The following is a 23,415-nucleotide window of genomic DNA, read 5'->3' as shown; positions in this document are numbered from 1 at the left end:
TTTTATTTTTAATCTTTTTTCTCTTTATTAGTTTTCACTACTTTGTTCAGAGAGAGTTTTAAATCATTTACTTCTTTTCCGGTCAAATAAGAGATCTGGTATTTCAGTACGGTAGAACCGTTATTCTTACTTGAAATGGTAATATATAGTCTTTTGATAAAGAGAATAGTGATTACATCATATTTTATCAGTTTATATTTTGGAAACTCATCATACAGAGGAGTATTCAAAAAAGGAATAATATTTCTATTTTTAAAGTTCAGGGCTTCTCCATCACTGTCATATTCAAAAATCTGTCGTCCGTTAAGATGGAAGATGAACAACATCAGAACTGGAACCAGAATCAGTAAATAGCTTTCATTCTTCAATACATTAAACCTATATTCATTTGCTAAAAAACTAACTATTCCCAGTACAACCATCATAAGGAGCAACGTATTGATAAAATTATACAACGATGCTTTGTTACGGTTACTTAGTCTCATTTAATTTTCATGTTTATTGTAAGTTTTAAGAGTTGCTTACTTCATCCAAAGCTTCTTTCTTATCAATATCCGTTTCTTCCACCACCAAATTTTCCAGGATAAATGTCTGTCTGTCCGGTGTATTTTTTCCCATATAAAATTCCAGAAGCTGGTCTATGGTCTGATCTTTCCCAATGACTACAGGCTCTAAGCGGATATCTTTTCCGATGAAATGTTTAAATTCATCCGGAGAGATTTCTCCCAGTCCTTTAAATCGGGTAATTTCAGGATTTTTCCCAAGTTCATTTAAAGCTTTTATTCTTTCTGCTTCAGTATAGCAGTATCTTGTTTCCTTTTTATTTCTCACTCTGAATAACGGGGTCTGCAGAATATACAGGTGGTTATTTTTGATCAGATCAGGAAAAAACTGCAGGAAGAATGTGATCATCAATAAACGGATGTGCATCCCATCGACATCGGCATCGGTTGCTATAATTACCTGATTATACCTAAGGTCTTCAAGACTTTCCTCAATATTTAAAGCAGCCTGAAGCAGGTTGAATTCTTCATTTTCATACACTACTTTTTTGGTTAATCCGTAGCAGTTTAAAGGTTTTCCCTTTAGTGAAAATACAGCCTGCGTTTCTACATCTCTGGATTTTGTGATGGATCCTGATGCAGAATCACCCTCGGTAATGAATATTTGGCTATCGCCTTTTCTTTCTGCTTTCTGATCGTTATAATGCTGTCTGCAGTCGCGAAGCTTTTTATTGTGAAGAGACACTTTTTTAGCTCTTTCTCTTGCCAGTTTCTGAATTCCTGAAAGTTCTTTTCTTTCTCTTTCGGAAATCAATATCTTTCTCTGGATCGCTTCCGCAATTTCCGGGTTTTTGTGCAGGAAATTGTCAAGCTTGCTTTTCAGGAAATCAATAATAAAGGTTCTTACGGTAGGGCCATTGGGTCCCATATCATTAGATCCTAATTTTGTTTTGGTCTGGGATTCAAACACCGGTTCTTCTACATTGATGGAGATAGCAGCAATAATAGATTTCCGGATGTCGGAAGCATCAAAATTTTTATTGAAAAATTCACGAATAGTCTTCACATATGCTTCACGAAATGCATTGAGATGCGTTCCTCCCTGAGTCGTATTCTGTCCGTTTACGAATGAAAAATAGGTTTCCGTCTGAGATTTATCGGAGTGGGTTATTGCTACTTCAATATCCTCGTCCTTCAGATGAACGATAGGATAAAGGGTATCACTTTCAAGTTCTTCTTCCAATAAGTCCTTCAGACCATTTTCAGAAAAATAGGTTTCACCGTTAAAAAGAATTTTCAGTCCTGGATTCAGATAAGCATAGTTGCGGAGCATTCTTTCGATGTACTCTTTTCTGTATTTAAAATGCAGGAATATCTCACCATCAGGAATGAATGAGATTTCGGTACCGTTTATGTCCGAAGTTTCTTTTTCTTCAAAATTTTCCGTGATCATTCCACGGGAAAATTCAGCAACCTTCATTTTTCCGTCACGGAAAGACCGTACTCTGAAATAGTCTGAAAGGGCATTTACGGCTTTGGTACCTACTCCATTCAGTCCGACCGACTTTTTAAACGCCTTACTGTCGTATTTACCACCGGTATTCATTTTGGAAACGGCATCTACCACTTTTCCCAATGGAATTCCACGGCCAAAGTCACGGATCGTAACTTTACCGTCATCCACTTTTATTTCAATTCTTTTACCGGATCTCATCCTGAACTCATCAATGGAGTTGTCCAGAATTTCTTTAAGTAAAATATAAATACCATCATCAGCAGAGGACCCATCTCCAAGCTTCCCGATGTACATGCCGGGGCGCAGACGGATATGTTCCTGCCAATCGAGGGTTCTGATATTATCTTCTGAGTAGGTTGGATTTATTTCTTGTGACATATATGATTTCAGCAAACATACAAAAGTACGAAATTGTAGAAAATTATCCGAATTTTTTCAATCTGTTTTTTAGTATTTGTAATCATATTTTGCATTATTATCATCCAAGTCATACCTTTACGTTATTATTCATGATCACGTGAAAAATATATTTATTTTCCTCGTAACTGCTATTTTTTTTTCTTTATCATCAATATTTTTTGCACAAATCCCCGGATTGGTAAATTATGGCGAAGAGGAAGGACTGAATAGCTCATATACCTACACATTAAGCCAGGACCTCAACGGTTTCATCTGGATAGGAAGCGATAATGGGCTATTTCGCTTTGATGGAAAAGAATTTAAACAGTACAATAAAAAAAACGGATTAAAAAACATTGAAGTATTATCCTGTCATCAGCTATCAAATGGAGAGATTTTCATTTTATCTTTTCTGAATGATTTTGCGTATCTGAAAAACGGCAGAATTATCAATTCAGATTCGAATAAAGAGCTCAACAAAATGCATTTTGATCATAATCCCAGTATCTATGTCCATAAAGATGCACTATATGCCCATGCTATCACCGATCCTAAGAATATCTATATTTACAGGAACGGAAAGGTGAGCACCATTCCTCTCTTCATCAACGGTCCAGGAACACCCAGCGCTTACAATGCCCTTTCTTTTGATCTATCCGGTCATCTGCTTTATTTATCAGATAAAACAGGAAAAAAAAATATTGAAGCTTATAATATCCTCACAAAAAAGAAAACAAGCTGTAATATTTCAGTAGACAAGAATACTGCATTATACTGGAAAGATGATTTTTGCATTTTTAAAAGCAAAGGAAAAATTGAGATTTACAAACTCTACAATAAGGTTAATTTTAAAAAGATTCAGACCTATTTCACCCATGAGAATATCCAGCATATCCTCATCGATAAAAATTATGGAATTTGGCTGTGTCTGGAAAATGGCGGCGTATTGCATTTTAAAGAAAAGTTAGTGGATCAAAGGAAGCTTTCTGCCCCTGTCAAGTTTCTGGATAAATATGTTATCAACAGTATTCTTGTGGATAATGATAACAACATCTGGTTTTCCACTAAAAATAATGGAATTTATTTTATTACAGAAAAGTTCCTTACAAGCTATATGCATCTGCCCATAAAAAACAATTCGGCTTATATCACAGCCCTGGCACAAAACGGCATTGATATTATTTTAGGGTATAATGAAGCCAAAAGTGGCATATACCGTTCCCATAAAATAAAGGATATTGTTTTTGAAGAAAACAGGAAAATAGAGCATAAGGCTATAGTTTCGGAGGGGAATACCATTATTTTCGGGTTGAGCAGAAGCCTCATCCAATATAATACGGCGACTCAAAAAAAGCAGACTTTAAATACAAAGGATTACAATCCAAAGAATGTGTTACCCTACACGAAAGGCTCTGTTTTAATATGCTCAAGCGACGGACTGACAGCCTACAACTACAATACTCTTACTTATTCTCAGATACTGCAGCACGAAAGAATTTATACGGCTCTGCTCTATGATACGGACAGCCTGTTTGTAGGAAGTTTTAAAGACCTCTATAAAATGAATACCCGGACAAAGAAGAAAAGGCTTTTTCTGGAAGGCTATTATTTTACAGATATAAAAAAACTAAGCCACAACAGATATATAGGAGCCACCAATTTAAATGGCATTATCCTCTTCAGCAACAGTAAAATTCTGAAAAAGATAACCCAAAGCAGTGGGCTTTTGACCAGCCAGATCAAAAAAATAGAAGTGGAAAATGAAAATGTTTTCTGGGCAAGTACCAATTCCGGACTCAGCAGGATAGAGATCCAGGGTTCCCGTTTAAGGATCAATAACTTCACACAGATCGACGGTTTACCTTCCAATGTGGTGGCGGGATGTATTATAAAGGGGGATACCCTCTTTGCCGGAACCTCAAAAGGGTTAGGAATACTTTCGGTCAGGAATTTATTATCGCAACAAAAATTCATCCATAAAAAGGTGATCATCAATTCTATTACCATTGGGAACCAGGAATTTTTTGATGTGACACAGAAACTTACAGGAGAACACCCCAACAATAACATCATATTTAATTTGAGTTTCCCGGATTATGCCTCCCAAGGAAAAATAAGCTATAAATATAAAATTGAAGGACTGAATAATAACTGGGAAACCAGCAATTCTCCCAGGATTATATTAAATTCTCTCCCACCCGGAACCTATACTTTTAGAGTTTTTGGATTGGGTTATAACGGAAAACAGTCCTTTGCTTCTTCGGATGTTAATTTTGAAATCAAACCCAAGTTCTGGCAGACCTTGTGGTTTAAGCTTCTGATGATTGTTTTGGGAGCTACTGCATTGTTTATACTTATCACATTATATTTTCAGAAAAAAAGAAATAAAAAACTGGAAAATCTTTATTACGAAAAGAAGATTGCAGAACTCGAACTGCAGGCGATAAAGGCACAGATCAACCCCCATTTCATCTACAACTGCCTCAACTCTATACAGTTTTTGCTGTATAAAAAAGATTACGCAGAAACAGAGAATTATTTGGATGTTTTCTCACAAATGATCAGAAAAACACTTCATTATTCTGAAAAGACATTCATGCCTATACACGAAGAAGCAGAATACCTGTCTCTGTATCTGAACATGGAGAAACTTCGTTTAAAAGAACAATTTGATTATTCAATACATATATCTGAAACCGTAGATGAAAACTGGACTATTCCTTCCCTGCTGATACAGCCTTTTGTGGAAAATGCTATAAAACATGGCATTTCAAAACTAACAGACCGAAAAGGAAAAATAGATATCCGGTTTGATTATAACGGCACATCACTGTGTATAACCATTGAGGATAACGGAAATGGAATAAGCAGCAAAGATCAGACAATCATAAAATCAGGCTCCTTTGGAGTAAAATTATCGCAAAAGAGAATTGAAACATTTAGGCAACTTTTTGAGACTAATATCATTTTAGTCATTAAAAATCTTTCCGAACAAGGACAGGAGCAAGAACAAGGAACACAAATTAAACTTTATATTACACCTCATGAAAAATAAAATACAAGCCTGCATCATTGATGACGAACAAGACGGAAGAGATTATATTGCTCTCCTGCTGGAAAACGAATTTCCGGAAATAGAGACTGTATTTCAGGCGTCAAGTATAGAGGAAGCTTATATTTACCTTTCCAAAAATTCACCGGACATTCTTTTTTTGGATATCCAGCTGAAAGATGGCACAGCCTTCGACCTGCTGTCAAAATTCAAATCAATAGATTCCCAGATTATTTTCATTACGGCATTTGAAAATTTTGCGATACAGGCTATTAAAAACGGTGCTGCCGATTATCTTTTGAAGCCCATCAAGAAAATAGACTTTATCATAGCCGTTAATAAGACATTAGAGAATATCAGAAAAAATAAAATAATCCCTACAGCTTCTTCGAAGAAAAATAAAATCAGCCTTCCCACGCTGCAAGGTTTTAAATTAACGGATATCAATGACATCATACGTTGCGAAGCAGATTCAAGCTATACCACATTTTACCTCACAGACAAAACAAAAATTATTGTATCCAAAACCCTTCACGAATTTGAAGAATTCCTGGGAGAGTATAATTTTTTCAGGATCCATCATAAACACCTCATTAATCTTTCCCATCTTAAAGAATATATCAAAGGAAAAGGAGGTCAGGTAATCATGACTGACAGCTCTGTACTGGATGTTTCTGTCCGTAAAAAAATTGACTTTTTATCGAAAATAGAGCATATGGAATAAAAACAGATCTGCTTTGTTACATTACTTCCCAGGATGCCATTCAAAGGATTCTTCAACACTTCTCAGGAAAACACATCACTTATCAAGTGGCATTACGGCATGCTTTAGGCACGTGATACCCGATCTGAAATCAATTCAGTATTTTACAACATCCTTATTTAATCCAACAGACACTCAAAACAGAGTATCTGTATTATCCTATTAAGGGCATCCCACTCTATTTTTCATTTAATCCATCTTTATATACACTTATTGAAAAACCAATTACACTTACGAAGTGAAGATTGATTTTCATTAAAAATACATCTAATCTTGTTGCATACAATAACACCTCATCATCAATGAGGTACGACGGGTAAAAACAAAAATGAAACTCAAAGAAATTAAAAATACGCTGAAAATTACTCCATGGCGGGAAGACAGGGGTAAAAACCAAATTTCAATATCATGAAACTAGAAAGTTTACAATCAGAAAAATTTAAAAAATTAGGCAGTCAGGCAATGAATGAAATTAAAGGTGGTCTTGTTGAAAGAACCGGATCCGGCTCTCTTATTGGAACACCGGGAGGAGGCATACGAACAGCCAGCTCTGATACGCTAACCTGGGATGACAACGGTGGAGGCTTACAACATGTAAGTTTTGTAGATGCAAAAACAGGCTTGGAAGTCTCCTATTTTATGTAATGATCATTCTCGTTTTAAAAGGATATCAATACAGGATAACAACTGAACCTAAAAATATACTATACGCTGAACAATAATCTCAAGGCGAAAAGACAGAGATCATTAAAATTTAAAATAAAATGAAACTAGAAAAATTAAAATCAGAAAAATTCAGAGCATTAGATAATGACCTGATGGGTAAAATTAGAGGAGGTCAAAATGTAGGTACCAATGCCGGTGCGTTTATGAACGGCGGCGTTCCTGATATTTCTACGCACGATATCAATGTTTATAACGACAGAGGGGTACTCCTCACTCAAATATTCTATGCTACCGATGGTAGTAAACATGTTATATCTGTATAAAAAATACGCTGAACAACTACTTCATGGCGGAAAGACAGAAGTATCATCAAAATCAAAAAATATCATGAAAAAATTAGAAAGTTTAAAGTCTTTGAAATTCAAAGAAATGAGTGCAAGCCAAATGAACACATTCAAAGGAGGTGTTATCCAATCTACCAGCAATGGATCCTATAGCCCGGATGGAGGTAAGACCTGGGTACGATGCGCCGATCGGTATGATACTGTTCTTAAATGTACAGAATACCTTATTAATGAAGTATGGTATTAGCAATGAACAGATAGAATAGTATTAATATTCAAGTTATTGCGGGATGCGATACGTATCCCGCATTTTAATTATAGCTGATTGTCATAGAAGTAAATAAATAGATGATGTACCTGATCCAAAGTAATAAAAATGACCGATCCACTAATGATGTACTGGACTGGATTTTTTTTATGGAAAATAAAAAAAAGATCTGCCGTATCAATAATGAGACAGACATTCAAGGTATTAGTTTTAAAATATCTAATACAGAAGGCTTTTCAGTGGGGCTATCTACCGACCAGGGGAATATCAACAGCAAGGATATTAAAAAATTCTGGTATAGACGAGGAAACTTTAAAAGCAATAAGGGATTTACATTATCCATGCAGGACACTAAGCTGAAAGAAATGATCTTCCGGATTCAGGATAATTTTCAAAGAGAAAATGAAAGAATGATTGACAATGTCTATTCAGCTTTCGAAAAAGGAGGAAGAATAAATAGATTTCAGGAGAATATCACCAATAAGGTACATAACCTCAGTATGGCCCATAATGTAGGATTAAAAATACCGGAAACATTAGTGACCAACAATATCAATGAGTTATTAAGCTTCTCTGCCAGATATGATTCAATTATTACAAAAGATATTGAATTTAATTCATTTCAGTTCACCTATGAAGAAGGTTCGGAGGTATATATTCATCAACCTGTTCTCAAACTTTCCAGAAGTGACATTCAAAGTCAAAGCATAAAAAACAATGGAAAAGAGTTTAGCCATTTTTCCATGTACCAGGAGTATACCGAAAAAAAGTATGAACTCCGCATCTTTTATCTGAAGCCTAAGTTTTATACTATGGCGATTTTCTCACAAGCCAACGAAAAAACAAAAACTGATTTCAGAAACTATGACAACGAAAGGCCTAACCGGTGTGTTCCCTATCAATTACCCAAAGAAATAGAGGTAAAATTAACCTCATTCATGCAAAGTATTGATATGAATTCCGGTTCTATTGATATGATTTTTACTCCTGAAAAAGAATATGTCTTTCTGGAAGTAAATCCTATAGGACAGTTTCAATGGTTATCTAAATGCTGTAATTATGATATTGAACGACAGATTGCTTTTGATCTATTAAAAGAAGAAATATGAAAGAAGAACAAGAAAAAATAAAAGAAAAAATACAAAATTGGATGGCAGAAAACAAAAGCCAACTGTCTTTAAATTCAGACACCTGGAATATAGATGTATTTGAAAATAAAAAAAACACTGAATTCCAGAAATCCTTAAAGCTGGGTAAGTACAATGCAGAGCTGACAGAATCTGATCCTTTTTACAAACCTTATTCTAAAATGCATATACTATAATTATGGACCAACTGCTGCTTTTATACAGTCACTGTATCATCGTAAAAGGAGCATCCCGCTCGGTAATCTGCGATCTTCAGAGAAGGAAAATTTACCCTGTGCCTCATTCCCTGATATCATTATTTACAGAGGAGAGGTATATTAATGTCCCTGAAATCCTAATACAGCTCGATGATGATGAAAAAGAAATATTTCATGAGTATCTGGAGTTCATAGAAGAACACGAATTTGCATTCTACTGTTCTTCTGAAGAAATAGAATTATTCCCCAGAATGTCTGAAGAGTGGCTGTTTCCGGCTCATATCTCTCACTGTATTCTGGACGCAGAGCAGGAACTTTCTTATTTCGACACAACATTCCTTGAACAACTGGAAGCACTCTGCTGTAACTTCATCCAGTTCAGATTTTTTAAGGAAGCATCCTGGAATGAATTAGAAAGAATAATGAGTGTTATAGCCCCTTCACAAATAAAATCCGTGGAGATCATGCTTCCCTATAAAAATGAGGATCTTTTTTATCAAAGCATTGAATCATTTGTCAAGAAGCATAAAAAAATAAGCAGCCTCACTATAACCGGAACCGATGTAACAAGAATATATAAGGAAGGTAATTATGGAATTGGTTATATACTACAGACCGACAAAATCATTGACAGTGAAATTCATTGTGGCATTATCGATAGCAGTTTATTCTCCATCAATATTGCAACCTTTACCGAATCTTTGGCTTTCAACACTTGTCTAAACCGGAAAATTGGTATCGATACAAAGGGTCATATTAAAAACTGTCCCAGCATGAAAAAAAGTTTTGGTCATATAAAGGATACTGCTTTAGCAGATGCTGTAGCCCAACCGGATTTTAAAAAATACTGGACTCTCGGTAAAGACAGCATCTCAAAGTGTAAAGACTGCGAATTCCGTCATGTATGTACCGATTGCCGGGCCTATCTGGATGAACCTGCCAATATATACTCAGCGCCTCTGAAATGTGGGTATGATCCTTATACCAATACCTGGGAAGAATGGAGCAGTAACCCTTTAAAAGAAAAGGCAGTACATTATTATCAGATGCAGGAAATGATACCTAATATATGATACAAAATAAATTCCTATCTGGTTTCCAGCTTACCGATTACATTTTTCAGCATGACAGGAACAATCAGCCTGTGAAAAGGACGGACCGGTAAAAAATACAAAACGCCCAGCCAGTTATGAAATTTTACAGTAGTAGAAATGGTCAGTGATTTCTCAGTATTATCATCCCGGGTTTTATCAAACAGCAGGGAAACCCTAAAGCCAAGATGTTTATCATCCTCGCCCAGTATAATTTCATTCTCTGTTTTTTCAAATACGGTAAAGATTCCCATACGCTCTCCTACTTCACATTGAAAGTGATCGTCAGCCTGAGTTTTATCAGATTCTACTCCGGTTTTTAGTCCAAATAAACCCACTACTTTATTCCTGAAGGCAAACATTTTCTTTCCCCACTTCGGGCCACTGATAAAAAAAGCTTTTCCAACTTCTGAGATGTCAATATTTGAGTGGCTGCTCATCAGCTCCCCGGCAAAGCTGTCAACATAATCAAAATCCTTTTTGTCTTTAGCTAACACTGATTTTTGTGGAAACTCAATCTTCTTAATCTTCATTTTCATAGATTTAAATAGGTTATTGGTCTAACAAATGTAGGCATCTTCCATCAAAACAAAAAGAGAAAAAGCATCTTTTTAAACAAATGTTTATTTAATTTTTCTCCACCAATCTTCCTCGACAGTACATTGAATTTTTATGGAATCAGGTTTTTTCTGCAAATCAAATCAAATATGAGTTTTTCTTTAGATTTGGAGAGAATTCTTGATTTAATTTCCGATAACCTCAAACTGTTTTAAATATTTCATTAAATTCGATACAGCAAAAATCGCTTTTATGATACAACTTCCTCTATCAAAACTTTCCAATGTGGGAACTACCATTTTCAGCCAGATGACTCAGCTGGCCAATGAAAATGAAGCCATCAATCTCTCTCAGGGATTTCCTGATTTCATGCCTGATATGGAACTCTTAAACCATGTAGACCATTTCATAAAAAAGGGGTTCAACCAGTATGCTCCATTGGGAGGAATGATTGGATTAAAGGAGGAAATTGCCAGAAAAATTGAAAACAGCCATCAGGCAACTTATCATCCCGATACAGAAATAACCATTACTGCAGGAGGTACTCAGGCTATTTTCACAGCTATTGCCGCTTTTATTAAAAAGGAAGATGAGGTCATTATTTTTGAACCTGCATATGATTGTTATGAGCCTACAGTGGAGCTGTTCGGAGGTATCGTAAAGCGCTTTGAGATGAAAGCTCCAGACTATGAGATCAACTGGAATGCTGTACAGAATCTGATCAGCGAAAAAACCAAAATGATCATTCTTAACAATCCTAATAATCCTTCCGGGAAAATCCTGAAAGAAAATGATATTCAGGAACTTATCAAACTCGTAAAAGGTACTTCAATTCTTATTTTAAGCGATGAAGTGTATGAAAATATTGTTTTTGACGGAAAACAGCATTTAAGCATCTGCCAGTATCCTGAACTTAAGGAAAGAAGCCTTCTGGTAGCCTCATTTGGAAAACTTTTCCATGTTACAGGCTGGAAAGTAGGCTATTGTGCAGCTCCCAAAAACTTAACCGATGAGTTCCGAAAAGTTCATCAGTTTAATGTTTTCTGTGTCAACACTCCTATTCAGCTTGCCCTGGCAGAATACATGAAAAATGATGAACATTATACTCATCTTAATCAGTTCTTTCAGGAAAAGAGAGATTTTCTGAGAAAAGGTCTTTCCGGGACTTCTTTTGAATTACTGGATTGTGAAGGAACTTACTTTCAGGCCGTCAAATACAATAAGATCTCTGATAAAAATGATTTTGACTTCGCAACTCAGCTAACCGTTGAACATAAGGTTGCAAGCGTTCCTTTTTCTTCCTTTTACAAAAACAAGGTCAATGAAAATGTTATCAGATTATGTTTTGCCAAGAAACAGGAAACACTGGAAAAGGCTATTGAAAATCTTTCAAAAGTGTAATTATTCTTTCCTGATACATTATATTTACCATACTTCGAACCGGCTGACTACAGTCGGTTCTTTTATTTTTTCAATCTCTTTCATAACGCTGAAAACAACGATTAGAAGTGAATAATCATCTACTTTTATCCACATAATGTGATATATTTCAATTATTTTATATATCTTAGTGAAAATCAAACAAATAAACATCCTATGAAAGCGAAAATCTTAACAAAAGGAAAAAAACTGAACAAAAAAGAATTGAAAACGATTGCCGGAGGTATGCTGGACTGTATGCCAGCTCAGGTTATCTGCAGTCCGAATCTTGAACCGTGTGAATCTCATGTTGATGAGAATGGCTGTTCAATGATTTCCCCTTTTTGCGGGCAAAAAATATGCAGACCACAATAATATCCGAATCACTCATTTAAAATCAAAACCATGAAAAATCAAAAATTAGACAAAGGAAAAAAATTAAATAAGAAAGAATTGAAAATGATCACCGGAGGGCTTGTAAGATGTATCATTTCCGGTACACGTTGCCAATACTACGGACCGGGTTGCAAAGAACCCCAGTGTCAGCCACCTACCCCCGTTGATCCCATCGAAATCATTGATCCTATCTTACCCATAAACTAGATTCAACAGATACATAAAAAAAGAACCAGCCTTATCAGGTTGGTTCTTTTTTTCTATATCGTTTCAGACTGTTTATAAAAACATTCCTCCTGAGGCTTCAATTCTTTGCCCATTAATCCATCCTGCATCTTCGGTACATAAAAAGGCCACTACTCCACCAATATCGTCAGGAAGCCCTACTCTTCCTAAGGCTGTAGCACCTGCAACTACGGCGTTTATATCTTTATTATCCCTTACTCTTCCTCCTCCAAAATCAGTTTCTATAGCTCCCGGTGCTACTACATTCGCCTTTATTTTTCTGGTTCCCAATTCCTTAGCCATATACTTTGTAAGCATTTCCACGCCCGCTTTTATAGAACCGTAAACAGATGATCCCGGTGTAGCAAATCTGGCCAACCCTGAAGAAATATTTACAATTCCCCCGCCATCATTGATAAACGGTAACAGTTTTTGGGTTAAGAAAAACACACCCTTGAAATGAATATCTACAATATCATCCAACTGCTCTTCGGTAACTTCGGTAATAGGTGAATATAAAGCTGTCCCTGCATTATTGATCAGGTAATCGATATTCGAACTTCCAGTATTTTGCTGTAAATGATCCGTAACCGCCTTTACAAATCCGTCAAAGCTCTTGATATCTTTTGTATCCAGCTGAAAAGCTGCCGCCTTTCTTCCCAAGGCTTTAATTTCCTCTACTACAGCTTCCGCTTCTTCTTTATTGCTTCTATAGGTAATAATAACGTCCAATCCTTTTTGAGCAATTTTAAGTGCAGAATTCTTACCCAAGCCTCGGCTTCCTCCGGTTACCAATGCAATATTTGTTTTTGTGTCCATTTTATTTTGATTATTTTGATGTTACAAAGTTGGGGTATTTTCGTCTTGAACTATTTGCTTGAATCAATCTGAAATTTGCAAAATTCAAATCATGAACGAAATTCCAGTGGGGCAAATGTTGTTTTCCTTTTAAAAAAGTTTGAAAAGTGAGCAATTTCTTCAAAGCCCAAAGCATAAGAAATCTCAGAAACATTCCATTGAGTCTGTTTTAAAAGGATTTTAGCTTCCTGGATAATGCGGTCCGCAATACATTCGGTAGTCGTTTTCCCTGTGCTTTCTTTCAGCTTTTTATTTAAATAATTGACATGAACGGCCAGTCTGCTTGCATAGTCTTTTGCCGTCTTCAACTGCAATCTCTGTTCTGTAGATTCAATGGGGAACTGTCTTTCCAGTAATTCTATAAATAAAGAAACCACCCTCATGGAAGCATCGTTTGAAGTTGAAATATTGGATGCGGGCTGTAGCTTTTGCCCATAATGAATCAGTTCCAGTACATAATTTCTAATCAGGTCATATTTGTAGATATAATCTGAAGCAATCTCCTTTTTTATTTTTTTAAAAAGAATTTCAATTTCTTCAGCCATCTCATCATCAATCTCAAAGACAGGTACTCCTCCGGGCTGAAAGATAGGAAGGTCTTCCAGACTGTTATAGGATTTATCTTTTATGAAAAAGTCTTCGGTAAACACACAAAAACTTCCTGACTGTTCGGGAGATTCCGGAACCCAGTGATAAGGAACTTTAGGGGTTGCAAACAATAAAGCATTCTGCTGTATGGAAATGACTTTATCGGCATATTCAGCTCTGTTTCTGCCTCTGATAAAGCTTATTTTATAATACTTTCTTCTATTGTAAGGCATTTCTGACGTGGTCTTTATCCTTTCAATAGTTTGGGCAATATCAAAAACATTAAAATGTCCGATGTCTTTATGAAGTCCTTTGGGGAAAATACTTTCAAGGTCTTTCCCCAGCTTGGCCGCCATCTCCTTATAAAAATCTTCCAGTGAAGTATGAGCTATCTTTTCCATAGCAGATGATTTGTAAAATTCAAATATACAAAGTTATGGAAACGTTTGAGTTAAAAACACTAAGAAGACCGGAAATAATTTCAGTACTATGACAAACTACTCGCTGAGATCCCAAACTCTTTCTTGAATGCAAAAGAAAAATGGGAAAGATCTTCAAAGCCTAAATCAATATAAATATCTGTTGGTCTCTGCTTTTTTTCTTCAATCAGAGAAATAATGCTTCCTGCAGCCTTCTTTTAATTAACCATCGGTTAGGGGTCTCGTTGAAGATTTTTTTAAAGTCTCTCTTAAAAGCTGATAAACTGCGTCCTGTAAGAAATGCAAAACGTTCCAAATTGACATTGAACTTATCATTTTTTTGCATAAACTCCTCAAGATCCAGCCGCCCCGGAGTTCCAAAATCAAAAAGCATATCTGATAATAGGCAGATTGAATGTGGACCTAATTATTAATATTTCAGCATATCGTGAAAATAATTAGTGATTTCTCTACAAAAAGTGATTTACGCTCATTTATTTTTATTACATTCGTGAAAACTAAGTCATTAAAAATCAGACCCATGAAAAAACAAATTTTACAAGCCGGGAAAAAACTAAACAAAAAAGAGTTAAAAATGATTACAGGGGGTATGCTTGACTGTATGCAGCCTGTCTTATGTCCTGAGTGGCCATGTGAAACCTATCCACCTGGTGATCCTCGAAACTGTACCACGATTTCTGTAGGCTGTGCTCAAAAAGTATGCAGACCACAACTTATAGAATAAAAAGCTGCCAAAACTTTTTACTATAGAAAAATTAAGTCTGCGTACGTTATACAAAGTGGGCAACTTAAAATAACTAAAAAAGTTTTAAAAGACTTTGTCATTAAGAATATATAACCGTTTTATTTTGTGAAGTTTATACAACTTCTAAGAATAAATTCACTCAATCCAATTAAAATTAAATGCTATGAAAAACAAGAACCTAGACAATGGCAAAAAATTAAATAAAAAAGAGCTAAGAACGATTACCGGAGGTTTACTACAGTGTGTTGATCTTACGACAGGTTTATGCAGAATTGTTGGAGCAAGCTGTGCAGAGCGACAGTGCAGATATGTACCAGATCCTCTTTTACCATAATATAAATACTATTAAAAAAAATACCTATAACAACTAACCTATAAAATCAAGACAATGAAAAATCAAACATTAAACAACGGGAAAAAATTAAACAAAAAAGAACTAAGAATTATCACCGGAGGAAAAGAAATGTGCTTACTTGCAAACCTACAATGTAAGAGATACTCTCTAAGCTGTGCAGAGCCACAGTGCCAGCCGGGACCTATAGAACTTGAATAATATAATGATAATGAAACGCTTCCCATATGGAAGCGTTTTTTTATCAGTAAAAAAGAAATCCAAACAATAATCCATGTTTATATTTCCGGTATCGCAAAAAACGCTCCCAAATTCATGGAAGCGTTTTTTTATTACAAACTAACTTTAATATTTTTCTCTTATACGTTGAATCTAAAGTGCATGATGTCACCATCCTGAACGATATATTCTTTACCTTCTACAGAAAGTTTTCCGGCTTCTTTGATTTTTACTTCAGAACCATAAGTCAAATAATCTTCATACTTGATTACTTCAGCACGGATAAATCCTTTTTCAAAGTCTGTATGGATTACTCCTGCTGCCTGAGGAGCTGTCCATCCTTGTCCGATAGTCCATGCTCTTACTTCTTTTACCCCAGCTGTGAAATACGTTTGAAGTTTTAATAAGTCATAAGCCTTTCTGATCAAACGGTTTACTCCCGGTTCTGTAAGGCCTAATTCTTCAAGGAAGATCTCTCTTTCTTCGAAAGTTTCCAATTCGTTGATATCAGCTTCAATCTGAGCGGCTAAAACCACAACTTCAGCACCTTCATTTTTAGCCATTTCTTCAATCTTACCAATCCAGTCGTTTCCGTTTTTAATTGAGTTTTCATCAACATTACAAACGTACAATACGGGTTTGTTGGTTAGAAGCTGCACTTCTGAGATCACTGATTTTGCGAAATCATCCATTGCAAATTCTCTTGCATTTTTACCGTCTTCAAGGAATTTCTGAAGATTTTGAAGCGTTTCGTACGTCAATAAATCTTCTTTCTTTCCAGATTTGATGAATTTTTTAGCTTTCTCCACTGCTTTCCCTACTGTTTCAAGGTCTTTCAGCTGCAATTCGATATCAATAATTTCTTTATCTCTTAACGGATCTACAGAACCTTCAACATGAATAATGTTTCCGTTATCAAAACATCTTAGAACGTGGATGATGGCTTCACACTCACGGATATTGGCCAGGAACTGGTTTCCCAATCCTTCTCCTTTGCTGGCTCCTTTTACAAGACCTGCAATATCAACGATTTCAACTACAGCTGGTAAAACTCTCTCAGGCTTTACGATTTTCTCCAGTTCAAACAATCTCTGATCCGGTACTGAAACCGTTCCAAGGTTCGGCTCAATAGTACAGAAAGGATAGTTTGCTGATTGAGCTTTTGCATTGCTCAGACAGTTAAAAAGAGTTGATTTACCTACATTCGGCAGGCCTACGATTCCACATTTCATATTGTAAAATTCAAAGTTTAAGGTTCAATTGTAATTCAAGATTCCTCCAACTTTTACTATTGAATGATGGACCTTGAATTATGAGTGTGCAAAGATAGTGATTTTAAAGGGAGATTCATAATAAAAAAATCTGCCGGTATTCTGGCAGATTTTCAACTCATTTTATTTTAATAATCAGGCTTTAGGGATTGTCTCCCGTGGCATTCTGTGCCAGTGGCACGTCATTCGGAGCTTCCTGTAATGTTTTATCTAAAGTAAATAAAGATTCGTCGGTTGCTCTGTCCCCACCTGCAATTTTCAATTTATCAATTAAGTTATGAGCCAGTGTTTCTTCTTCAATCTGTTCCTGTACAAACCACTGCATAAAGTTCCATGTTGCCCAGTCCTTTTCATCCATTGAAAGGTCTACAATTTTGTAGATGGCCGTTGTATTATCCACTTCATGTTTAAAGACTCCATCAAAACATGCGGTAAGTGTTTTCGGATCTGCCGGAGGAGCGGGAATGGCATTTACTTTCGGCTTGCCCCCTCTGTTGAGAATATATTCCATGAATTTGATTGAATGATTTCGTTCTTCCTGAGCATGTCTGTAAAGAAAATTGGCAATCCCCTGATATCCTTTGTCATCAGCCCAAATTCCATAAGATAAAAAAACGTGTGATGCATGAATTTCCTTATTCATTTGGTCACTAAGTGCTTTTTCCATGTTTGCGGAAAGTCTGTTCGTATTCATAATGTTATATTTTGGTGATTATGAGATTCATAATGCAAAAATGATTCCGACAATGCTTTAAATTTCAACACACAAATTCAAAATCAATTTATATTTAACTGATTTTCATTGATTTAAATTAATAATTTATAGTAATTCTAAAATAAAACCCGGTTCTACAATGAACCGGGTTTCTTATTGTTAGCTAGCACAAAGGCACTAAGACTTGTATACATTTTATGATCAGGGTACCATAAAATCAAAGATTTTTGCAGATATCCCTATATCAACTGATGTCATCATCACTTGATTTCTCAGCTTCTTTTCGCTTTTTATTTCAAAAATTTATTTAATTTTTTTTGCGATATAATCACTTTCATTTCCAAGTCTGTCAATAGCTTTGATGGCGACAGCATTTAATTTTTTTCCATCCTTGAACTTAGGGATATCTTTTGAAAGGGTATCCAGTGTTATGATTTCAGTTTCCCACTGTCCGTTATACTGTGTAAAAAGTACCCATTGAAAAACTTCACCTATATTTTTTGTACTCCAGTTTACCCGTGCAGAACTTCCGATGTCTGTAATAAACAATGTAGGAGCCTGTAACGGGACAGCTTTTATCCATGGTGTTTTAGGGACCAATGCTTTTTCACTGTAAGGTCCGTTTTTAAGGACCGGAAGCATATTCGAATTCTTTGTAAGCCCGGCAATACTCCAGTGGATTTCTCCGGCATCTTTTTTCAGGATATTTCTGGAAATTTCAATTTGATTTTTAATCTCCGTAGGACGGTCAGAAACCTTGATCTCCACTGTATTTAACCCCGGCCATAAGTGACGGTTCAAGGTATTTTCTCCCTGCCACCAGTTTAACAGCGCTTCAAAGCTCTGTCCTTTTGAATCTATAGGCCAGTATAGCTGTGGTGAGAAATAGTCTACCCACCCTTTGTTTAACCATAATTTGGCGTCTGCATACAGTTCATCATACTGTGAAGATCCAACAATTCCTGTTGGATATCCCGGTTTCCAGATTCCGAACGGGCTGATTCCAAATCTTACATAACTTTTTTCAGCGTGGATTTCTTTATAGATACGTTCTACAAATTTATTAACGTTATCTCTTCGCCAGTCTGCTCTTGATAATGTTCCACCATTGCTTACATAAGTATTCCAACTGGCATTGTCAGGAAAATCTGCCCCTCTGTTGTAGGTGGCATAAGGATAGAAATAGTCATCAAAGTGAACTGCATCTATATCATATCTTTTCACAATATCTTTTACAACATTGGAAACGTGACCCTGTGTTTTAGGATTAGCAGGATCAAACCAATACATTCCGTTCTTTAATCTTACTACAATATCGGAAAGTTTATTGGCCATTGATAAACTGTTTACTGAACCTCCGTTCGTATGGTGAGCCCGGTAAGGGTTCAGCCAGACATGAAGCTCTAACCCTCTTTTATGTGCTTCCTCAATCCAAAACTGAAGCGGATCATAATTGGGATAAGGAGCGGTTCCGGTTTCTCCGGTTAAAAAGTAAGACCATGGTTCAATATTACTGGTATAAAGAGCATCTGCCGAAGGTCTGATCTGGAAGATGGCTGCATTGAAATTATTATCTTTCAGCATATCGAGCATGCTGATCGCTTCTGCTTTCTGCTGCTCTACGGTCAGATTATTTCTTGAAGGCCAGTTGATATTTGCAACACTGGCAATCCATGCTCCCCGGAATTCTCTTTTAATTTCCGGAAGAGTGGTTCTGAAAGTTTCTTCTGTTGGAATTCCTGTTTGAGGCTTGGTAACCGCTACAGGTTCTTTTGGCTTCGTTGTATTATTGTTAGGTTTTGTTGTGCTGTTTTGAGTTGGAGGAGTCTTTACAACATTGTTCTGAACAGAACACGAGGTAGTGTAAGACGCAAAAATTCCTAATAAAACGATAAGCTTTAATTTATGTATTCTCATATATTGGTCGGAAGAAGGATTCTAAGATATTAAAAATGCAAAACTAATAATATAAAGACGATTATCCGAATTTGAAATATTCTTTTTTAATGATATAAATAATTTCTGCCCTGTTCAGCAATTTACAATTCCGCTTTGAATGACCGTCAGCACTGCATATATCTCTTTATTCATCCTCTTTCGTAAGGTCAGTTTTATAGGTTTCCGGAATCAGTGCTATATTAACGATGATAGCCAGCACCACGAGAACTAATGGGTAAATCAAACCTATAAAGGGAGAAAGAAACGCGCTCACAACAAAACTGGTCTTAAGAAATTCTGTTACAAAAGCGGTGGCACCCCCAATAAAACCGTTTCCCATATTCTGGGCAAATCCCATACTGGTATATCGTATTTTGGTAGGAAAAATTTCCAGCATAAAGGCACCCAAAGGGCCATAAGTAGCCGCTGCAGCCACTGAAAGCAAAAAACTCAGCCCCACAATCTTCAATATAGCACCTGTACTGATTGAATGTACTTCATCAATACCCTGAGGATTTCCGATTTTCATAAAAAGATAAAAAGACAGCGGAATCAGAATAAGACTGGAAACCAAGCCTCCAATGAGTACCTTTTTACGTCCAATTTTATCACTCAATGCGCCGAAGTACTGGTAAAAATATACACTTAAAAACATGGCTATTCCGGTAATCAGTAAAACAGTAGTATTTTCAAGCTTTACGGTATTCTGCAAAAAGAAAAATACAACAAACTGATTGGTCTGCATCACCGAACTCTGTGCGGCATTACCTCCAAAAATAGCTTTCAACATTGTTTTCACGTTACCTTTTGTTGTAAATGCCTCTTTAATCGGTGACTTGCTCGTTTTTCCGGATTTTTTAAGCTCTGCAAAAACAGGACTCTCATGAAGTCTTTTTCGTATGAAATAGCTTAAAATGACCAGTACAGAACTTAAAAGAAAGGGGATTCTCCACCCATAGCTGTTAAAATCTGCTTCAGACATTGTACTTTCTGTTATAAAAACGACACCTAAGCAAACCAACAGCCCCACGGGAACTGTCGCCTGAATAAATCCTGTGTAAAAGCCTCTTTTTTCCATCGGAGCATGTTCTGCCACATAAATGACGGCACCGGCGTACTCGCCACTGATCGCTAACCCCTGCAGCAATCTGCACAGCAGTAACAAAACCGGAGCTGCCCAACCAATACTGGAAAAATTAGGAATGCAGCCAATCAGAAACGTAGAAGCTCCCATTAAAACCAATGAAATAAGGAAGGAATATTTTCGGCCTACTTTATCGCCTATATTTCCAAAAATAAGGGATCCTATCGGACGAAACATAAATGACGATCCTACTATGGCAAGGGTCTCCAGAAAGTGAGAACCTTCCGACGGGAATAAGTTTACGGAGAGAACTTTTGCAAGAATTACAGCAAGCAGCATATCGTACCACTCAATCAATGTTCCTACGGATGATGCAACAATAACAGTTTTAATATCATTTTTATAGGTATCATTTGCTATGTCCATTTATTGTATCATTTTATATTATAACAGGTTTTTTATGATATCGCAACGTTTCGTTGCTTTATGAACAAACATACAATTAATTCTATACTAAAATCAATAACTTATTTATTTCATTTAAAACATACAAAATGAATAAAAAAATCATTTGAAACCTGTAAAATAATTGAAAAAGAAATACAGCAGCTTAAAATAAATAAAACATATCATCATACTCTACCCTTGTAAAAACAAAAAAGCCCCGACAAATCGGGGCTTTAATTTATATATAAGAATTTGATTAAGCTTTCGCTGATCTTTCCATTCTTTTTCTTTCTTCTTCAGAAAGGATTTTCTTTCTCATACGGATGAAGTTTGGAGTTACCTCGATTGCTTCATCACCCTGGATATATTCCATACATTCTTCAAGAGAGAATAAGATTTTTGGAGCAACTCCAGTATCTTTATCTTTTCCTGAAGCTCTCATGTTGTTCAGCTGTTTTGCTTCAACAATGTTTACAACAAGATCTCCAGGTTTGTTTTGTTCTCCAATGATCATACCTGCGTAGATTTCCTCACCCGGATCCACAAAGAACTTACCTCTGTCTTGTAATTTAGCAATAGAATATTCTGTAGCAGGACCTTGAGTTTTGCTGATCAATACTCCATTGTTTCTTCCAGGAATAGCACCTTTGAAAGGCTTATATTCTGTGAAACGGTGTGCCATAATAGCTTCACCAGCAGTAGCTGTCAACATCTGAGAACGCAATCCGATCAAACCTCTTGAAGGAATTTCGAATTCCATGTGCTGCATTTCTCCTTTAGTTTCCATGATGTGAAGATCTCCTTTTCTCTGAGTTGCCAAGTCGATAACTCTTGAAGCATATTCTTCAGGAACGTCAACAACTAAAGATTCATAAGGCTCACATTTCTCACCGTCAATTTCTCTAAGGATAACCTGTGGCTGACCAATGGTCATTTCGTAACCTTCTCTTCTCATTGTTTCGATCAAAACTGACAAGTGAAGAATACCTCTACCGAATACAAGGAATGTATTGGCATCATCAGTCTGCTGAACTCTTAATGCTAAGTTTTTCTCTAATTCTTTTGTTAATCTTTCTTTCAGGTGATTAGAAGTAACATATTTACCATCTTTTCCGAAGAAAGGTGAATTGTTGATAGAGAACGTCATGTTCAAGGTAGGCTCATCAATAGCCGTTCTTTCCAATGGCTCAGGATTTTCAAGATCTACGAATGAATCACCGATCTGGAAAGCATCAAAACCTACTACAGCACAAATATCTCCTGCCTGTACTTCAGTTACTTTTTTCTTTCCTAAACCTTCGAAAACGTAAAGTTCTTTTACTTTTCCTTTTACAATTTTACCGTCTGCCTGAGCAAGCCCAATCCACTGAGATTCTTTAAGCTCACCTCTTGTTACTTTCCCGATAGCAATTCTTCCTAAGAAAGAAGAGAAATCAAGAGAAGTAATCTGCATCTGAAGGGTTCCTTCAGTTACTTTCGGCTCAGGAACATATTGTAAAATCCCATCTAATAATGGTAAAATATCTTCAGTCTGCTCTAATGAAGTGTTGAACCAACCTTGCTTAGAAGAACCGTAGAATGTTGGGAAATCCAATTGTTCTTCAGTTGCTTCAAGGTTGAAGAATAAGTCAAATACCTGATCGTGAACTTCGTCCGGACGACAGTTTGGCTTATCTACTTTATTGATAACAACTAATGGTCTTAAACCTAGCTCCAATGCTTTTTGAAGTACGAATCTTGTTTGTGGCATCGGTCCTTCGAACGCATCCACCAACAAAATAACTCCATCAGCCATTTTTAATACTCTCTCTACTTCTCCACCGAAATCCGCGTGACCAGGAGTATCAATTACGTTAATTTTTGTGTCTTTATAAGTAACAGAAATATTCTTGGATAAGATCGTGATCCCTCTTTCTCTTTCAAGATCATTGTTATCCATAATTAATTCTCCACTCTCCTGATTTTCTCTGAAAATATTGGTAGCGTGAATGATTTTGTCAACCAAAGTCGTCTTCCCGTGGTCAACGTGTGCGATAATCGCAATATTTCTAATGTTTTGCATATAGGATTTTTACGGGTGCAAAAATAGTGATTTAAAATGAATTAATTAAAAAGTTTATGCAATATTTAACAATTTCATAATGAGAAATTTAGATAATTCCCATTTATAATCACTTAAAAAATATGTTGCGTCAAGTTCTGACGCTGGTCAA

24 protein-coding genes are annotated in these 23,415 nt (G+C 36.1%); 13 read left to right on the top strand and 11 right to left on the bottom strand.

Going from position 1 to position 23,415, the window contains the following annotated elements:
• Window positions 1-8: 8 nt before the first annotated feature.
• Together JML65_RS03570 and JML65_RS03565 are read right to left on the bottom strand one after the other, a co-directional pair.
• The gene (locus JML65_RS03570; protein WP_202269934.1) at window positions 9-485 is read right to left on the bottom strand and encodes a hypothetical protein; all 477 of its coding nucleotides are present in this window, start codon (window positions 483-485) and stop codon (window positions 9-11) included.
• Between the two features lie 25 nt (window positions 486-510).
• Window positions 511-2,397: a DNA topoisomerase IV subunit B gene (locus tag JML65_RS03565; RefSeq protein ID WP_202269933.1), complete on the bottom strand. Its 1,887-nt coding sequence runs from the start codon at window positions 2,395-2,397 to the stop codon at window positions 511-513.
• Window positions 2,398-2,614: 217 nt separating this feature from the next.
• Here JML65_RS03565 and JML65_RS03560 point away from each other — a divergent pair, with 217 nt between their 5' ends.
• The 8 genes from JML65_RS03560 to gwsS all read left to right on the top strand — a co-directional run bounded on the left by JML65_RS03560 (window position 2,615) and on the right by gwsS (window position 9,929).
• Window positions 2,615-5,473, top strand: a complete 2,859-nt coding sequence (locus tag JML65_RS03560) for a histidine kinase (protein ID WP_202269932.1) — start codon at window positions 2,615-2,617, stop codon at window positions 5,471-5,473.
• Window positions 5,463-6,194 carry a LytR/AlgR family response regulator transcription factor gene (locus JML65_RS03555; protein ID WP_084087543.1) on the top strand — a complete coding sequence of 244 codons (732 nt, stop codon included), beginning with the start codon at window positions 5,463-5,465 and terminating at the stop codon, window positions 6,192-6,194. Before JML65_RS03560 ends, JML65_RS03555 begins: the two co-directional genes overlap by 11 nt.
• Window positions 6,195-6,641: 447 nt before the next feature.
• Window positions 6,642-6,878: a hypothetical protein gene (locus JML65_RS03550; RefSeq protein WP_047485788.1), complete on the top strand. Its 237-nt coding sequence runs from the start codon at window positions 6,642-6,644 to the stop codon at window positions 6,876-6,878.
• Between the two features lie 119 nt (window positions 6,879-6,997).
• Window positions 6,998-7,222, top strand: coding sequence for a hypothetical protein (locus JML65_RS03545; protein WP_047485790.1), 225 nt, complete (start codon window positions 6,998-7,000; stop codon window positions 7,220-7,222).
• 64 nt (window positions 7,223-7,286) lie between these two features.
• Window positions 7,287-7,490, top strand: a complete 204-nt coding sequence (locus JML65_RS03540) for a hypothetical protein (protein WP_156126011.1) — start codon at window positions 7,287-7,289, stop codon at window positions 7,488-7,490.
• Between the two features lie 101 nt (window positions 7,491-7,591).
• Window positions 7,592-8,620: a grasp-with-spasm system ATP-grasp peptide maturase gene (gene gwsG, locus JML65_RS03535; RefSeq protein ID WP_202269931.1), complete on the top strand. Its 1,029-nt coding sequence runs from the start codon at window positions 7,592-7,594 to the stop codon at window positions 8,618-8,620.
• Entirely contained in the window at window positions 8,617-8,835 is a 219-nt protein-coding gene (locus JML65_RS03530) for a hypothetical protein (protein WP_084087549.1), read from the top strand. The genes gwsG and JML65_RS03530 overlap by 4 nt, the downstream gene beginning before the upstream one ends.
• Window positions 8,836-8,837: 2 nt before the next feature.
• Window positions 8,838-9,929, top strand: a complete 1,092-nt coding sequence (gene gwsS, locus JML65_RS03525) for a grasp-with-spasm system SPASM domain peptide maturase (protein ID WP_202269930.1) — start codon at window positions 8,838-8,840, stop codon at window positions 9,927-9,929.
• A 14-nt stretch (window positions 9,930-9,943) separates the two neighbouring features.
• Here the strand turns inward: gwsS and JML65_RS03520 are convergent, their stop codons facing one another.
• Window positions 9,944-10,480, bottom strand: a complete 537-nt coding sequence (locus JML65_RS03520) for a DUF2867 domain-containing protein (protein WP_202269929.1) — start codon at window positions 10,478-10,480, stop codon at window positions 9,944-9,946.
• Window positions 10,481-10,757: 277 nt separating this feature from the next.
• On the opposite strand from JML65_RS03520, the gene JML65_RS03515 reads away from it, so the two are divergent.
• Together JML65_RS03515 and JML65_RS03510 are read left to right on the top strand one after the other, a co-directional pair.
• Window positions 10,758-11,906 carry a methionine aminotransferase gene (locus tag JML65_RS03515; protein ID WP_202269928.1) on the top strand — a complete coding sequence of 383 codons (1,149 nt, stop codon included), beginning with the start codon at window positions 10,758-10,760 and terminating at the stop codon, window positions 11,904-11,906.
• A 195-nt stretch (window positions 11,907-12,101) separates the two neighbouring features.
• Window positions 12,102-12,299 carry a bacteriocin gene (locus JML65_RS03510; RefSeq protein ID WP_047485801.1) on the top strand — a complete coding sequence of 66 codons (198 nt, stop codon included), beginning with the start codon at window positions 12,102-12,104 and terminating at the stop codon, window positions 12,297-12,299.
• 300 nt (window positions 12,300-12,599) lie between these two features.
• Here the strand turns inward: JML65_RS03510 and JML65_RS03505 are convergent, their stop codons facing one another.
• The 3 genes from JML65_RS03505 to JML65_RS24055 form a co-directional block, all read right to left on the bottom strand.
• The gene (locus tag JML65_RS03505) at window positions 12,600-13,364 is read right to left on the bottom strand and encodes an SDR family NAD(P)-dependent oxidoreductase (protein ID WP_047485804.1); all 765 of its coding nucleotides are present in this window, start codon (window positions 13,362-13,364) and stop codon (window positions 12,600-12,602) included.
• 89 nt (window positions 13,365-13,453) lie between these two features.
• A complete protein-coding gene (locus JML65_RS03500; RefSeq protein ID WP_202269927.1) occupies window positions 13,454-14,392 on the bottom strand; it encodes a helix-turn-helix domain-containing protein in 939 nt (312 codons plus the stop codon).
• A gap of 205 nt (window positions 14,393-14,597) precedes the next feature.
• Window positions 14,598-14,804: a helix-turn-helix transcriptional regulator gene (locus tag JML65_RS24055; protein WP_317194019.1), complete on the bottom strand. Its 207-nt coding sequence runs from the start codon at window positions 14,802-14,804 to the stop codon at window positions 14,598-14,600.
• A 147-nt stretch (window positions 14,805-14,951) separates the two neighbouring features.
• Here JML65_RS24055 and JML65_RS03490 point away from each other — a divergent pair, with 147 nt between their 5' ends.
• The 3 genes from JML65_RS03490 (at window position 14,952) to JML65_RS03480 (ending at window position 15,729) form a co-directional block, all read left to right on the top strand.
• The gene (locus JML65_RS03490) at window positions 14,952-15,155 is read left to right on the top strand and encodes a hypothetical protein (RefSeq protein WP_115920163.1); all 204 of its coding nucleotides are present in this window, start codon (window positions 14,952-14,954) and stop codon (window positions 15,153-15,155) included.
• 184 nt (window positions 15,156-15,339) lie between these two features.
• On the top strand, window positions 15,340-15,510 hold the full coding sequence (locus JML65_RS03485; RefSeq protein ID WP_115920161.1) for a bacteriocin: 171 nt from the start codon (window positions 15,340-15,342) through the stop codon (window positions 15,508-15,510).
• A 54-nt stretch (window positions 15,511-15,564) separates the two neighbouring features.
• The gene (locus JML65_RS03480; protein WP_167449386.1) at window positions 15,565-15,729 is read left to right on the top strand and encodes a hypothetical protein; all 165 of its coding nucleotides are present in this window, start codon (window positions 15,565-15,567) and stop codon (window positions 15,727-15,729) included.
• Window positions 15,730-15,887: 158 nt separating this feature from the next.
• Here the strand turns inward: JML65_RS03480 and ychF are convergent, their stop codons facing one another.
• From ychF to typA, 5 genes are all read right to left on the bottom strand, one after another.
• Window positions 15,888-16,979: a redox-regulated ATPase YchF gene (ychF, locus tag JML65_RS03475; RefSeq protein ID WP_047485815.1), complete on the bottom strand. Its 1,092-nt coding sequence runs from the start codon at window positions 16,977-16,979 to the stop codon at window positions 15,888-15,890.
• A 181-nt stretch (window positions 16,980-17,160) separates the two neighbouring features.
• Window positions 17,161-17,712 carry a ferritin gene (locus tag JML65_RS03470; protein WP_115920159.1) on the bottom strand — a complete coding sequence of 184 codons (552 nt, stop codon included), beginning with the start codon at window positions 17,710-17,712 and terminating at the stop codon, window positions 17,161-17,163.
• A 324-nt stretch (window positions 17,713-18,036) separates the two neighbouring features.
• Window positions 18,037-19,650 (bottom strand): glycoside hydrolase family 10 protein, encoded by a 1,614-nt coding sequence (locus tag JML65_RS03465; RefSeq protein ID WP_202269926.1) that lies wholly within the window; start codon window positions 19,648-19,650, stop codon window positions 18,037-18,039.
• Between the two features lie 166 nt (window positions 19,651-19,816).
• Window positions 19,817-21,181, bottom strand: a complete 1,365-nt coding sequence (locus tag JML65_RS03460) for an MFS transporter (RefSeq protein ID WP_202269925.1) — start codon at window positions 21,179-21,181, stop codon at window positions 19,817-19,819.
• Between the two features lie 277 nt (window positions 21,182-21,458).
• Window positions 21,459-23,264, bottom strand: coding sequence for a translational GTPase TypA (typA, locus tag JML65_RS03455; protein WP_047485823.1), 1,806 nt, complete (start codon window positions 23,262-23,264; stop codon window positions 21,459-21,461).
• Between the last annotated feature and the right edge of the window lie 151 nt (window positions 23,265-23,415).

The organism is Chryseobacterium sp. KMC2, from assembly GCF_016756935.1.
Classification (GTDB): domain Bacteria; phylum Bacteroidota; class Bacteroidia; order Flavobacteriales; family Weeksellaceae; genus Chryseobacterium; species Chryseobacterium rhizosphaerae.
Note: the sequence above shows the minus strand (reverse complement) of the source record. Positions and strands in the feature narration are given on the sequence as shown.

What these genes read in the sequence shown, in the direction of transcription:
- JML65_RS03550 (WP_047485788.1), top strand. Translation starts at nt 6,642, where the DNA reads ATGAAACTAGAAAGTTTACAATCAGAAAAATTTAAAAAATTAGGCAGT.
- ychF (WP_047485815.1), bottom strand. Translation starts at nt 16,979, where the DNA reads ATGAAATGTGGAATCGTAGGCCTGCCGAATGTAGGTAAATCAACTCTT.
- JML65_RS03530 (WP_084087549.1), top strand. Translation starts at nt 8,617, where the DNA reads ATGAAAGAAGAACAAGAAAAAATAAAAGAAAAAATACAAAATTGGATG.
- JML65_RS03480 (WP_167449386.1), top strand. Translation starts at nt 15,565, where the DNA reads ATGAAAAATCAAACATTAAACAACGGGAAAAAATTAAACAAAAAAGAA.
- JML65_RS24055 (WP_317194019.1), bottom strand. Translation starts at nt 14,804, where the DNA reads ATGCTTTTTGATTTTGGAACTCCGGGGCGGCTGGATCTTGAGGAGTTT.
- JML65_RS03465 (WP_202269926.1), bottom strand. Translation starts at nt 19,650, where the DNA reads ATGAGAATACATAAATTAAAGCTTATCGTTTTATTAGGAATTTTTGCG.
- JML65_RS03515 (WP_202269928.1), top strand. Translation starts at nt 10,758, where the DNA reads ATGATACAACTTCCTCTATCAAAACTTTCCAATGTGGGAACTACCATT.
- JML65_RS03570 (WP_202269934.1), bottom strand. Translation starts at nt 485, where the DNA reads ATGAGACTAAGTAACCGTAACAAAGCATCGTTGTATAATTTTATCAAT.
- JML65_RS03500 (WP_202269927.1), bottom strand. Translation starts at nt 14,392, where the DNA reads ATGGAAAAGATAGCTCATACTTCACTGGAAGATTTTTATAAGGAGATG.
- gwsG (WP_202269931.1), top strand. Translation starts at nt 7,592, where the DNA reads ATGATGTACCTGATCCAAAGTAATAAAAATGACCGATCCACTAATGAT.
- JML65_RS03510 (WP_047485801.1), top strand. Translation starts at nt 12,102, where the DNA reads ATGAAAGCGAAAATCTTAACAAAAGGAAAAAAACTGAACAAAAAAGAA.
- typA (WP_047485823.1), bottom strand. Translation starts at nt 23,264, where the DNA reads ATGCAAAACATTAGAAATATTGCGATTATCGCACACGTTGACCACGGG.
- JML65_RS03540 (WP_156126011.1), top strand. Translation starts at nt 7,287, where the DNA reads ATGAAAAAATTAGAAAGTTTAAAGTCTTTGAAATTCAAAGAAATGAGT.
- JML65_RS03565 (WP_202269933.1), bottom strand. Translation starts at nt 2,397, where the DNA reads ATGTCACAAGAAATAAATCCAACCTACTCAGAAGATAATATCAGAACC.
- JML65_RS03470 (WP_115920159.1), bottom strand. Translation starts at nt 17,712, where the DNA reads ATGAATACGAACAGACTTTCCGCAAACATGGAAAAAGCACTTAGTGAC.
- JML65_RS03460 (WP_202269925.1), bottom strand. Translation starts at nt 21,181, where the DNA reads ATGGACATAGCAAATGATACCTATAAAAATGATATTAAAACTGTTATT.
- JML65_RS03520 (WP_202269929.1), bottom strand. Translation starts at nt 10,480, where the DNA reads ATGAAGATTAAGAAGATTGAGTTTCCACAAAAATCAGTGTTAGCTAAA.
- JML65_RS03545 (WP_047485790.1), top strand. Translation starts at nt 6,998, where the DNA reads ATGAAACTAGAAAAATTAAAATCAGAAAAATTCAGAGCATTAGATAAT.
- JML65_RS03490 (WP_115920163.1), top strand. Translation starts at nt 14,952, where the DNA reads ATGAAAAAACAAATTTTACAAGCCGGGAAAAAACTAAACAAAAAAGAG.
- gwsS (WP_202269930.1), top strand. Translation starts at nt 8,838, where the DNA reads ATGGACCAACTGCTGCTTTTATACAGTCACTGTATCATCGTAAAAGGA.
- JML65_RS03505 (WP_047485804.1), bottom strand. Translation starts at nt 13,364, where the DNA reads ATGGACACAAAAACAAATATTGCATTGGTAACCGGAGGAAGCCGAGGC.
- JML65_RS03555 (WP_084087543.1), top strand. Translation starts at nt 5,463, where the DNA reads ATGAAAAATAAAATACAAGCCTGCATCATTGATGACGAACAAGACGGA.
- JML65_RS03485 (WP_115920161.1), top strand. Translation starts at nt 15,340, where the DNA reads ATGAAAAACAAGAACCTAGACAATGGCAAAAAATTAAATAAAAAAGAG.